The sequence below is a fragment of the Nostoc flagelliforme FACHB-838 genome, from assembly GCF_014698065.1.
GTDB classification, from domain to species: Bacteria; Cyanobacteriota; Cyanobacteriia; order Cyanobacteriales; family Nostocaceae; genus Nostoc; species Nostoc flagelliforme_B.
Genome location: NZ_JACJSI010000176.1, coordinates 1 through 12,593, shown reverse-complemented (window position 1 = coordinate 12,593; position 12,593 = coordinate 1). Strand labels below are relative to the sequence as shown.

Annotated in this window: 12 protein-coding genes and 1 pseudogene; 3 read left to right on the top strand and 10 right to left on the bottom strand. The window is 43.0% G+C overall.

The window, feature by feature from the left end; all coding sequences use genetic code 11:
* Positions 1–65 precede the first annotated feature (65 nt).
* From H6G97_RS35665 to H6G97_RS35655, 3 genes are all read right to left on the bottom strand, one after another.
* Positions 66–2,462: a strawberry notch-like NTP hydrolase domain-containing protein gene (locus H6G97_RS35665; protein ID WP_242055718.1), complete on the bottom strand. Its 2,397-nt coding sequence runs from the start codon at positions 2,460–2,462 to the stop codon at positions 66–68.
* 221 nt (positions 2,463–2,683) lie between these two features.
* Positions 2,684–3,178 carry a hypothetical protein gene (locus tag H6G97_RS35660; protein WP_190945249.1) on the bottom strand — a complete coding sequence of 165 codons (495 nt, stop codon included), beginning with the start codon at positions 3,176–3,178 and terminating at the stop codon, positions 2,684–2,686.
* Positions 3,179–3,368: 190 nt separating this feature from the next.
* Positions 3,369–3,518 (bottom strand): hypothetical protein, encoded by a 150-nt coding sequence (locus tag H6G97_RS35655; protein ID WP_190945246.1) that lies wholly within the window; start codon positions 3,516–3,518, stop codon positions 3,369–3,371.
* A gap of 126 nt (positions 3,519–3,644) precedes the next feature.
* Between H6G97_RS35655 and H6G97_RS35650 the strand changes: the two genes are divergently transcribed.
* A complete protein-coding gene (locus H6G97_RS35650; protein WP_190945244.1) occupies positions 3,645–4,376 on the top strand; it encodes a hypothetical protein in 732 nt (243 codons plus the stop codon).
* A 398-nt stretch (positions 4,377–4,774) separates the two neighbouring features.
* Here H6G97_RS35650 and H6G97_RS35645 read toward each other — a convergent pair whose 3' ends face one another.
* The 6 genes from H6G97_RS35645 to H6G97_RS35625 form a co-directional block, all read right to left on the bottom strand.
* Positions 4,775–5,065: a hypothetical protein gene (locus H6G97_RS35645; protein WP_190945242.1), complete on the bottom strand. Its 291-nt coding sequence runs from the start codon at positions 5,063–5,065 to the stop codon at positions 4,775–4,777.
* Positions 5,066–5,075: 10 nt separating this feature from the next.
* The gene (locus H6G97_RS35640) at positions 5,076–6,035 is read right to left on the bottom strand and encodes a ParM/StbA family protein (protein ID WP_190945240.1); all 960 of its coding nucleotides are present in this window, start codon (positions 6,033–6,035) and stop codon (positions 5,076–5,078) included.
* Positions 6,036–6,451: 416 nt separating this feature from the next.
* On the bottom strand, positions 6,452–6,967 hold the full coding sequence (locus H6G97_RS35635; protein ID WP_190945238.1) for a hypothetical protein: 516 nt from the start codon (positions 6,965–6,967) through the stop codon (positions 6,452–6,454).
* A gap of 51 nt (positions 6,968–7,018) precedes the next feature.
* Positions 7,019–7,153, bottom strand: coding sequence for a hypothetical protein (locus H6G97_RS54985; protein WP_277883383.1), 135 nt, complete (start codon positions 7,151–7,153; stop codon positions 7,019–7,021).
* A 359-nt stretch (positions 7,154–7,512) separates the two neighbouring features.
* A complete protein-coding gene (locus H6G97_RS35630; protein ID WP_190945236.1) occupies positions 7,513–8,517 on the bottom strand; it encodes a ParB/RepB/Spo0J family partition protein in 1,005 nt (334 codons plus the stop codon).
* 36 nt (positions 8,518–8,553) lie between these two features.
* Positions 8,554–9,207, bottom strand: a complete 654-nt coding sequence (locus H6G97_RS35625; protein WP_190945234.1) for a ParA family protein — start codon at positions 9,205–9,207, stop codon at positions 8,554–8,556.
* A gap of 596 nt (positions 9,208–9,803) precedes the next feature.
* Between H6G97_RS35625 and recD2 the strand changes: the two genes are divergently transcribed.
* Together recD2 and H6G97_RS35615 are read left to right on the top strand one after the other, a co-directional pair.
* Positions 9,804–12,050 carry an SF1B family DNA helicase RecD2 gene (gene recD2 / locus H6G97_RS35620; protein WP_190945233.1) on the top strand — a complete coding sequence of 749 codons (2,247 nt, stop codon included), beginning with the start codon at positions 9,804–9,806 and terminating at the stop codon, positions 12,048–12,050.
* A gap of 90 nt (positions 12,051–12,140) precedes the next feature.
* On the top strand, positions 12,141–12,446 hold the full coding sequence (locus H6G97_RS35615) for a sigma-70 factor domain-containing protein (protein ID WP_190945231.1): 306 nt from the start codon (positions 12,141–12,143) through the stop codon (positions 12,444–12,446).
* On the opposite strand, the pseudogene H6G97_RS35610 reads toward H6G97_RS35615, so the two are convergent.
* A pseudogene (locus H6G97_RS35610) lies at positions 12,433–12,593 on the bottom strand (IS630 family transposase); the annotation flags it as partial. The gene H6G97_RS35615 and the pseudogene H6G97_RS35610 sit on opposite strands and share 14 nt — an antisense overlap.

The window sequence follows — 12,593 nt, the reverse complement described above, 5'->3', positions numbered from 1 at the left end:
CGATACTACAAGCACCTTATATTAGAGGACGCAAATCATCTTAAGTCCAGAGGATTGGTTCGCGATTAGCTATCGCGAACCAATCCCCTTTTCCACATCCCGTGAAAAGTCAGGATCAGGGTAGGGCATTTCATCCCGGTCAGCAGATGATTGAAGAATCTTTGCTTGTGTGACTCAAACTGCGAGTTGGCAGACATCTTAGCAGCACGATTGTACGTTTTTGCGCCAGAGATATTACAAGCTTCTAACGCTTTTTCTAAATTATTATGAATAACCTGAAAAGCATCGGAATAGCTGTTATAGCTCCGTTCCTGCCTCGGCGTTAACTCAATTTCGAGAGTTTGATACTCAACTCCCTCGAATGAAAGGCTCCGCGCCAGATACAGTCCCAAAGCCTTGAGATCCCTTGCGACGACTTCCATTGCGGCAATACCACCGCCCTCAATGGATTCCACAAAATCCTCACGGGAGGTAAACGGAAAGTCGCCCGTCTGCCAAAGCCCCAGACGATTTGCATAAGACAGGTTAGAAACCTTCGTCGCTCCAATCGCAGAAACGTAGATAACCCGTGCCTGCGGTAATGCGTTTTGCAACCGCAGCCCAACAATGCCTTGCTGGGATGCTGCAACCATACCGAGTTTACCCTCTTGAGCCATTGCGTTACCCATCGCGTGGCACTCGTCATAGGCGATCGCTCCCTCAAAGTCCTTGCCTGCCCACTCAACGATTTGCTTAAGCCGACTTTTGCCGTTCTTTTGAGAACGTAGAGTAGAGTATGTGCAGAAGAGAATGCCTTGGGTGAAGGGAATTGGATCGCCAAGGTTAATGTTGCTCAGGTCAATGATATCTTTCTCACTACCTCCGAGCGCACACCAGTCTCTACGGGCATCTTCAATTAATGCAGAGCTTTTTGATACCCAGATTGCTTTTCTTCGCCCCTGACACCAATTGTCGAGGATGATTCCTGCACATTGTCTACCCTTACCGGCACCCGTCCCATCGCCAAGAAACCAGCCACGCCGAAATTTTACGGCATTTTCTTCGCTTTGTGCTGCTACAGTCACATTATCCCACGAATCATCTACCAAATATGAACCAGACAGAAATTCACAGTGCGTTTGACCTGCGTAAATAACGCTTTCAAGCTGTGCCTCTGACAACAAGCCTTGTGTGATAATGTTGCTAGGAAGATGCGGTTTATAAGTTGGTGCTGGTGGTAACACAAGTGCTAGGGCTGCACTTTCGCAAAGCAGTGAGGGATGAGGTAAAGCGTCCTTTATTCGGATTCGCTGTGGGCGATAGGTTTCGTATAGGGTATCTTTCAATCCCTCATTAGCCGTCCACTCGATAACCTCATATTCCAGCACTACTACGTCGTCTGGAAGAGAGGAAACTGTTTCTGGTTGTGCAACTGTAATACGCTTTGGCAATTGAACAACAATTGCCTTCGCAGCAGTTTTAACTTTTTCTGAGCCTTCCCACGGAGATCGCTCAGGTAACTGCTCAATCAACGCCAGCAGTTCAGGCAAGTCCAAGGTTTCGGAAATACAGGGAATGTCACTGTGATTATCAGTTGGGACTTTATCGATTACTGTAATTCGGGTTTCCATCGTCGTCCCGTGTTTGGAGTACACCTTGCTACTGACCCCAACAGACAGGAGAACTCGCGCAAAATCCTGCCACTTAACAAAAGTCTCTCGCCAAGTAGGATTATTGGGAGAGAACCAATTGGCTGTGATTGTTACCAGCCGTCCACCGTCAGCCAGTCTTTGCAATGCCGAGTTGATGTGGTTCTTTGTTGCGTCGGGATTGCGATCGCTAATCTTGGGTGATGATGAGAATGGCGGATTCATCAGCACTACAGATGGTTGAGTCTTGCCTGCCAGATAGTTATTAATCTGTTCGGCATTCACAGAGAATAAGGGAACGCCAGGGAACAATCGTCGCAGAATCTTCGCTCTGTCGTCGGCTAGCTCGTTGAGCATCAAACTTGCACCTTGAAGTTTAGCAAACTGGGCTAAAATCCCAGTACCAGCTGATGGTTCAAGCGTCAGGTCATTGTTTGTGATTTGTCCTGCCAATGCTACTAAGTACGCTAGGGGTAGCGGAGTCGAGAACTGCTGAAGTTTTAATTGCCCCTCGCTGCGGCGGGTATGCGTGGGGCAGAGCAACTCAAGCCGTCGCAGTTGTTCTAAGGGATTATCTGACAGCCCCTTTTGCCGCAAGTACAAGATTAACGCCACCTCAAGGGCTTCGTATCCGTCCTTCCACTGCCACTTCCCCTGTGCCGCCGTGCCGTTGAAGTAACGATTCATCTGGGTAGAAACAGTTTTTGTGGAGATAGGACGATTTTCAATTAATAATTTAACAAGTTCTTGGGCAACGTTCACAACAGATTGCCCGTAGTCCAGAACTGTTTGCAGGTCGAAGAGACATCCTTGTGTAGCGATTAGGCTGACCATGACTGTATATAGTATTGATTTTCACAAAAAATTGGCGTAGCCGATACTGCACAGGAAGATTCGTACAGCGAGCGGCAATCAAAGTAGACTTCAATCGCAAGATGTTGATTTCTGTGGGATGCTCACGTTGAAATGACAAAAAAGCGATCACGTTTTCAGAATAGCGATCGCTCCTTTAATAGGTGTCTGTGTCGAAGCTCCACGAAAACCAGCAAAGTTACTTAAGCCGACTGCTTGCGTGGTCTTGCGGATTTTCGTGGAGCCTTAGTAGATGTCGCTTTTGCAGTAGTCTTAGAAGTTTTGGTAGTTTTGCCTTTGAGGGGAGTAGATTTCTTGGCGGTTTTAGCCTTAGATTTCGGTTGTACTCCTGTTGCTGGCGGTAGCAGCCTTAGTGAGGGGAATGGGAGTACAACTGGTTGAATTTCGGTAGAACTGTTGTGAGGCTCTAGCTCTAATGTCCAGGGGTCAGAAATTTCCTCAAATTGTGATGTAACGAAGGAGATTTGTTGAGGTTCGACTACTAGTTGTTCAGTGTTAGATAGTGGCTCAAATTGAGTTGCTGTTACTGTGGATTTGGAACTGGTATTGGATTGTGCAATTGCAATAGATGGTAATGGCACAACATAAAGTCCGTCAATAAAATCGAAAATCGTCAGAGCAACAAAGCTCATCACAATAACTTCAATAGCTTGGGTAAGTGTTGATTGAATATCCATTGTATTTCTCCGAAATTTTTGTAATGTTCACAAAACTTACGCGAAGCGTTACCAGCCTCGTAATCAAGTGCCAGACGCATACAAGAAGTTTCAAAAAGGAATATATTCAAAGAAATTCATGGGTTGACTGAAGCTTGAAGGGGTGCTTAAGTCTCGGACTATTCTATAGTTTTCTGGATGCCAACAAGTATCACTTAAATGTTTTATTTAGCCATTGTTCAAGTTTATTTTGTAGCTCTGAATTGTTCTGAATAAACTCTTTTTCTTCACTTGTCCAAACTCTTGTAATCGCGTCAGAGACAGCTTCCAAAATGGAGCCTTCTAATTGTTTTGGATTCATTTGGATTATCAGTTCAATAATTTTCGCTCTCTTTCTCGCAAAGCGATTGCCTGGGCGTGGGCGCTTGAGGAATCGTACAGAAACTTGTGTAGAATACAAAGCAACACACGGGTAAAACTTCTGCTAATGCTCGATTACGTCAGTGCGGCAATGGCATTTTACGTCACCATGCTCCCAGTACAAGAGTGGATATTGGAATTCCGTCTGGGTTATCTGGGTCGTTACTGGAGCCTGATAGGTGTTGCTGGCTTATTAATTGGCTTTTTGCTCTGTGCGCTGATATTTACGCCATTGATCATTAACATGGCACTAGATCCGTTCAGATATCCAGATCATGTTGTCATGAGTGCGATCGCTGCTGTCATCTTTGGTGCAATACTCTGGCTAGGACAGTGGCTGGTACTGCGACAGACTGAGATCACACCCAGAATTTTCGCTCTGATCAATACAGTAGTTGGAATTTTTGTCTTCTCTGTGCTGGTGTGGCTGAATCAAAAAAGTTTGGAGTTGAGTGGTGGCCCTATTCAAGGCTGGAAAACTGGACTGATCTTTTTAGTCGGTGGTGCAGTTACCGGAGCCGCGACGGGCAAGGCTTTGGATTTCTACTGTTGGCGAATCGAGCAGCGATTAATCAGAATTGAGAAGGAGAGGGTAGACCAAGAAACCCAAGAGCGAGAAAGGCTGAAGCAAGAAAAGTTTGAGAAGGCAAAGTTAGAGCAAGAAGCAATGGAGGCAGAAATTGCCGAAAGGAAGAGAATACAGCGAGAGGCGGCTCAAGAAGAAGAACGTTTATGGTACGAGAAACACGGGAAAGACTATGCAGATTATGAATACGAGGAAGAAGAGGAGGAAGAATAACCTTGTGCTGACATGAACGACCGTAAGCGATGCCTGCGGCGGGCTACGCCTACGCTGATGAATTAGCTCTCACTGATGGAATGGCACGCTTGGTTTATGTGAAACCTCTTTGCTGGCAGGGTTGCAGCTTCGTGTGTTTCAGACAATTGAATACCAGTACGTCAAGGAGTTCAACATCTTCTTAATTCCCCACACTAAGAAGCATGTTGGGGGTAGGGTTGCAGCTTCGTGTGTTAGGGAAATTGAGTTTTAGTGTATCAAATAGAACAACATATTCTTGCTTCCTTACACCCTTTGATCCAGGAATACCAGGGATTTACGCTTAACAAGCGTAGCATTCTCCTTACCACCCTGAAGGCTAATTCCCCTTCTTTACCATTGTCAACTTCCTTTGACGGTTACAAATCAAAATCAAGGCTGAATGTTTCCGGTTCAGAATCTTCTTCTTTCTCCTCTGCAAATGGAGTTGAAGTCCGAGAGGTGAGTTGATTTGACTCAGTATTAATCGGAGTGTTTGCTATATGTTGTGCAGGTAATCCAGCCTTGATGAAAACAAAATAGCAATCAACTATAAAGTAAATCGTGTCCAGGTAACTTTTATCTAGTTTTTGCGATTCTGCAAATATGCGCTCTCGGTAATTATCTTTGAGGCGAACTTTTTCCGGTGCTAAGTCTTTTTTATCTACCATTGTTAAAACTTCACTTAAAAGATGTAGTAGTTGGGTTCTTGCTGCTAATGGTTTTTGCCATCTCTAAAAGCCCAGAGACATTGGCTTCTACCGGATTGTCCAAGATTTTGAAGCCGTTTTTCTCCAACAGCTTTTTAAATCCTGGTAAGAGGCAGCCTCCACCAATCGCCCAGATTTCATCTCCCTGGTGCTTGGCATCAAGTGTCAGATTCACCACTTTCTTCAAGTATTTTTCATACCAATCTTTCAAGCAAGCGCTGTATATATCTTTAATATCAATGTCACGGCTGTACCTGGTATGCCCCATCTCCAGACAAAATCGGATTTTGGAGGCATCCCCGATTTTTCCGCCATTTAGATGTTTCATTTTTTGGGAGATATCATCAATGAGGACTTCTACACCGATGGGGTAGGCGGTGTGAACTTCTCGTTGACCCCGGTTGTAACGAGAATACAGGGTTGTTCCATTGCCAAAGTCTAAAATGGTTAATTTTTTGGGTAGTGGATGCCCAAACAATGCACCCATACCCTCTAGTACAACTTTCAGCACTTCTACTTTTACGTCTGATTGTTTGCCAGCAAGTATTGGCTGATATTCTCCATTGAGTACTTTTTGTAATTCTTCAGCCAGACCGACATCATGTAAGCTGACGACTAATTTTAAGTGCCAAGCCCTACGGTGTGGGAGATGTGCCAATGCACCCAATAAAGTTAACAACGCATTATTGACTTTATTTTCATTATTGTCTGTGTTGCGGTCAAAATAATTTCCTGTCCGGTAAGCTGACTCTCCAACAGTGTAAGCACTACCGTTAAAAACTACACGCCCTGGCACATCTTCCATCTCGGCATTGGTTATATAGCTGGGGACACGAACTACTTCAAAGCCTTCGACTAAAAGTTTGAGACTTCCGTAACCGTTATCGAAACCCGCAGGAAAAATTTTTTGTAAGCTGTGAATGTTTGACATAGGCTCCAAGTAATACACTTTAATTTGTAAAAATTCTCTGTTCAGATGATTTGGAGAAGCAGAGGTAGAGAAAAATAAAATAACTCCCCCTTTTTGTCCAGCCTCAAGAGCTTATCATATCCCCTTGGGGGCTAAGTGGGACACAAAATTTCAATTAGTCAGATATACCTCATTTAGCACCTATATGCATCCTATATAGGGGTCAAAATATCATCAAAGTGTTGAATTATTTTTGGGGTATATATAGCTCCTATATGACTCCCATTGAGAATTTCTGAAATCTTTTTTATCAACGTAGCAGAAATTAATTTAGATCATCGTTGACTGTTTGATTTATAATTTACTGTCAATCTTTTGTTGAAAAGCAATTCAGTCTTGATCTTTAACTTCTTGCTGACTATGTAACGAGTGCGTTACTACTTGCTTACAGGTTCAGCTTTCTCAACTGAATTATCATTCACACCCAAAGTCAATTGCAAAGGAGTCTTTTGGGGGTAAGCTTTTGCTACTTGCCGATAAACATCATAATTAGTAGGTAGGGTCTGCTGAGAATTACCCACCCCATAGGTCAGTTTGTACTTTACATTTTTCACCAATTCAGGTTTGCCTGCCTCTTCTTGAGGTCTTTTGCGTTGTTCAACTTCATCAACACTTGGTCGCGGCGGTAAAGTAGGCCACCATAACCCTCTGTCATCTGGGCCAACAACTGCTCCTTCCGGTTTCAATCCATTCCGATTCAACATTGAAGTATTCGCAAAAGTTTCAATTCGTGGCTGTGGTTGACTAGTTAGGTTATTCGCATACAAAACAAGCCAGGTGTAACTGGTGAGTGCTGTAGCTTCATACTGTTCAGCAGTAGTAGTGCTGCAACTAGTTAGTGTCAGTGCCGTTAGTGCAGTTATTATTGAGGGTAAAATTTTCAACTTTTGCATTATCAATCATGAATATCTTTCACCAATCACTCTTAATCTTGGTGTGTACCATCATTGCTGCCAAGGAGAAGGAATCGCTGTTGTCGAAAGCACCTCTTTAGTTGTTAATCTGATAGCCGTCTGCTCACAGTTGAGGCATTGGATTTTCACCTGGGTTAGTGAAGGACGACCTTCATATTCTCCCATTACTGGTTCACCAGTGTACTCGCTGATTTTTCACTGTTGACAGTGCCAGCACTCAAATATAATCCGGCTTACTGGTTCATCGCAGTCTAGAAATCTCACATACTGGCATTTCTCTGGCGGTAACTCAGGTTCACAACTGAGACATTTTACATTTTACTTTGCTTGGTATAACTGAGGGCAATTACTCCTTGGGGAATTGTAATGACTAATGAGGTAGCGATCACTGTACCTCTGTATCAATGACAATAGTTCGTTTGATTTCAGGCTAGTAACTTGAGGCTGTTGTTTAAATGTTTGAATTGGGAATTGGGTAAATTTAATGTCGCCCTTTAGTAAAAATCACTTGTACCTATTGCCACTTAGTTAAATTCATTTATCAAAGCTTCGATAGCACTAACTAATTTTTCCAATCGTTTCTGTTTTTGGGGGTCATCCCATATCTTTGTTTTTTTGATCACTTGGTAAGCTTTATCTATTCGATTTTTCAAGGGGGCTTCCTGACTAGAAGGAGTAACCGCTTCATGCTCATTAAGCTTATTGATTTGCTCTCTAATCTGCGCTAAAGATAAGTGTTCGTTTACTACCTTTTTAAGTAAGGATTGTCTTTGTAACTCATTTCTAACTCTTGCAATTGCAGTAGCTTTTGTGTAGGCAATCTCCCCTCGACGTAGAGTTTCCAAGATATCATCGGGCAGATTCAACAGAGGTAAGCGGTTTTTCACAAAAGATTCCCATGTCATTAGTCCTAATGAATCAAAAATAGCTTGTACAACTTGGCTTTCAGTTTTAACCCTAACACTAGGGTTAGATGTATAAGGATCTTCTTGTTCACCGCTAACCCTAACATTAGGGTTAGATGTACTAATGTTTCCCTTGACCTCGTTATACATCCGATAGAGATGAGAAATAACCTTTTCTACAGGCTGCTCTAATTTGATTCCCAGTAGCTGGAGAATTCCTTCAGTTTCCTCAACAGGGTTAAGGTCTTCTCGCTGTAAGTTTTCAATTAGTGCGACTTGTAGTGCTTCCTCATCATTTAAGGAGCGAATTACGACTGGTACATTAACTAATTTGATCTCTTGAGCGGCACGATAACGCCTCTCCCCAGCTACCAACTCATATTGTCCTTCAGAAACCGTCCTCACAAGCAATGGTTCTAAAATGCCATGCTCCTTGACAGACGCTATTAACTGTTGCATCTTTTGGAGATCAAAATAGCGCCGAGGCTGTTGTTTAGGAAGACGAATTGATTCTATTGGAACAGAGTTATCAGCTTTAGTAGTAGGAAGGTTAACAGATTGCGGAGTTTTACTAATGAAAAACTCTAAAGCTCCTTCATCTAATGATTTACGTTTTTGAGACATAGCTTTAAAATTGGTTTGAGCTAAGAAGTTATATTCTTAAATTTTAAGCAGGTCGAAAATTTCATTGAATAGTTGAGTATATTCACGTCTTGCTTCTGCTGCTGGCCTACCTGTCATTGTCCAAACAGTTAGGTTTTGTCCTGGTACATCTGCAATAACTTCTCGGTCATGAATGATAGTCTTGAGCGATATCACCCCAGGTATAGTTTTTAAAAAACGAGTGGCTTCATCTTTTAATCGAGTACCCTGTTTAGCTCTGTTGAGGAAAAGAGCGCCTTTTGGTAAACCCTCCCGGATTTCCTGAGCTTGATTAATTAGCAAAACTGCCTTGAGTGTAGAACTGAGGTCTAAAACTTTTGGCTGAATTGGTACTAATACTATATCCGCCCATGACAAAATTGCTTTCGTTTCATCATCTAAACGCCCCGCAGGCCCATCAACTACGATGTAATCATGCTGCTTGGCTAACTTAGGAATTTCATGAAAAAGTTTGTCTTTCTCATGAATCACTTTGAAAGGAATAGGTTTCTCTAGGTTGTTAATCCATTGAGATGATGATGTTTGTGAATCAGCATCGATCAGCAAAGTGTTATAACCTTTTTTAATAGCCAGATAGTAAACTAGATGTACTGCTGTTGTGGATTTTCCTGTACCGCCTTTTTGGTTAGCGATCGCAATAATTTGCGACATGATTTTCGTACAAACCTATTGATGATGAACTTACACTTACTCAAGTAATACCAGTTAATAATTCGTTTGTTACAAGTGCAACAACTATTATTACTCAAAAAGTAATGCTCTTACTGGTATAGCTTCAAAATAGCCAAATCTATGAAAACTCTGAGTTTAACTGCAAAATACAACAAGGGTCAACAGAAAAAATCAACTGTTCACGATCTAGAGAGAAAATTACTTAATATGCGGTGTCAATCTCTAAATAGGATCTTAAGAGAATGGCACTAAGTTAAGCACAAACCCTTGATATAACTGGGTTTTGGGTGTGGGGTATAGGGTGTGGGAAATCAAGAAAATGTTGAACTCCTTGACGCAACTGAAGTTTAATTGTCTTAAACACGAACCTGCAACCCTGCCCCCAACACCCTGCCCTAGCGAGGTTTCACGTTTTCTTAGTGACATTCGATCTTAGGATCTGATGTATTTTGTGCTTCCTCATTACACTAATTTCAGATGTACAAATTAGTATTTATGTACTATAATTAACTGGCTTCCAGTACTATTCCTATCTATCTATTACTATAATGATGTGCGGCATCTGATCATAAGCAATGTCCACTCCTCCTAATCTTTCCCCTCAACAAGTAAGCGCCTTTCCTCAAAACGAAACAATCACTGGAGTTGTAGAACGTTTAACTTTTTACTCTGCTGAGTCAGGCTACACTGTGGCAAGACTGACCCGCCCCCGCAGCACAGAACTCACAACAATTGTCGGCAGATTTGCCAATATTCAGCCAGGTCAAACTCTACAGCTAACTGGTTTCTGGCGTGACCATCCACAATTTGGGCCACAGTTCCAGGTAGTTAATTATCGAGAAACCAAACCAGCCACTATCACAGGAATTGAGAAATATTTGGGCAGTGGACTCATAAAAGGTGTTGGCCCAGTAACAGCCAAACGCATCGTAGCTCACTTTGGACTCGAAACCCTCGATATTATCGAAAACCAGATCGAGCGATTAATCGAAGTTCAGGGCATCGCTAAAAAGCGGATTACTTTAATCAAAAACGCTTGGTTAACTCAGAAAGCTATCAAAGAAGTGATGGTGTTTCTCCAGGGACATGGCGTTTCTACCACTTATGCTGTGAAGATTTACAAGCAATATAAGGATGAGGCGATCGCCACTGTTACCAAGAACCCCTACCAGCTAGCAGCCGACATCTACGGTATTGGTTTTCTAACTGCTGACAAGATTGCGAGAAATATAGGAATTGCCCCTGACTCAGAATTTCGTTATCGTGCGGGGATTATCCATTGCCTAAGTGAAGCTGCCGAAGATGGTCACTGTTACCTGCCACAAAGCGAACTGATTGAGTCGGTAATCAAACTGCTGACTACCGAATCTCATCAGCCCACAGAAGAAGGGGTTGCGATCATTATTAAAGATATGGCTCTGGCAGACGAGCTGATTAGAGAGCGGGATGAAGAAAAAAGGCTACTTTGCTATAAGCCGACTTACTTTCATACGGAACAGAATTTAGCTCAACTGATACGCCAACGCTTGGAAAATCCTGTTGGCACTGACATTGAGCGTGTGCGTGATTGGATTAACCGCTTTACAGCCAGCCGTAGAATTCAGCTTTCAGAACAGCAACGCCAAGCTGTAGAAACAGCAGCCTATTCCAAAATCATGATCCTTACTGGTGGTCCTGGCGTTGGAAAGACCTTCACCACTCACACCATTGTCAGCCTGTGGAAAGCAATGGGTAAATCTATTGCCCTGGCCGCACCTACTGGACGGGCTGCTCAACGTTTGGGTGAAATGACTGGGCTGGAAGCCAAAACCATACATCGCTTGTTAGAATTTGACCCCCGCTCAAGGGGTTTCAAGCGCGATAGCGGAAATCCTTTGCCCCACACGGCAATCATCGCTGATGAAGCTTCGATGCTTGATTTATTTCTAGCTTACTCTTTAGTTAAAGCAGTATTGGATGGCGCTTTACTGTTGTTAGTGGGTGATATTGACCAGTTACCGTCAGTGGGGGCAGGTCAGGTACTTGCTGACTTGATTAATTCTGGTTGTGTACCAGTGGTGCGGTTAACCCAAGTATTTCGACAAGCCCAACAGAGCGCAATTATCACTGCTGCTCATCAAATTAACCGAGGAATTTATCCCACAATCGAGGCAATCTCTGACAATCCTGTGACTGATTGTCTATGGCATGGCGGAGGTCATCAGCCTGAACATGGAGTGCAAGCAATCTGCGAGTTGATTACAGACTTGCTCCCTCGCCTAGGTTTTAATCCTGCCACTGATGTCCAAGTGCTTTGCCCAATGACACGGGGAGTTGTGGGTACTCGCAATCTTAATACCGTGTTACAGCAGCTGATTAATCCACCCGCCCCCGACAAGGTGGAGATTAACAGAGGTGGGAATTTGTTACGCGAGGGTGATCGCATTATCCAGTTGACCAACGACTACAACCACGAAGTCTTCAACGGCGACTTAGGAATAATCCAAGCCATTGATACTGTCGAGCAGGAAGTTGCAGTGCAATATGGTGAGCGGACTGTGGTTTACGATTACGCTGACTTGAATGAAATTGCCCTGGCGTGGTGCGTGACTATTCATAAAAGCCAGGGTTCAGAATATCCGGTGGTGATTCTACCAATCTATATGCAGCACTATATGATGTTGACCCGGAACCTGTTTTACACCGGGCTGACCCGTGCCAAGAAGTTAGCGATCGTGGTTGGAGCAAAAAAAGCGATATCTCTGGCGGTGCGCTCTACTGATGACCAACGGCGGTACACAAGGTTACAGCAACGGTTGCTTCAGGCAGGACTGCATTGGTGATATGTTTTGGTTCTTCAAAATAGAAAATTTTAATGAGCTATTTGATTTATACTTTTAAATCCCCTGGTTTAAAAAAGTCGAAAAGTTTGTATGTCCAGCCTGAGTTCCGACATGGTTCGCGTCTATTTGCAAGAAATTGGTCAGTATCCTTTATTAAAGCCAGAGGAAGAAATCGCTTATGGTAGACAGGTACAAGAAATGATTGTCATTGAGCAATCTAAAAATGAACTCACTCAACAGCTAGACCGTGAACCAACAATGACAGAATTAGCCAATGCTTTTGAAAAAACCGAAGCACAAGTTCGAGCAGCACTACACCTTGGTCAAAAGGCCAAACAGAAAATGGTGACAGCTAACCTGCGACTAGTAAGCTGTTCCACATTTAGTTTGCAATAGCAGCATTACCTTTATTTTTAATTTTTCTTCCCCATCTAATTATTAACTCTCCCTGATTTAACAACCTATTTAATAAGTTTTTCAGTTCCTCTACTGATTTAAATAGGCGATGAGATATGTATTCTTTCGCCGAATGCCATACAAGTT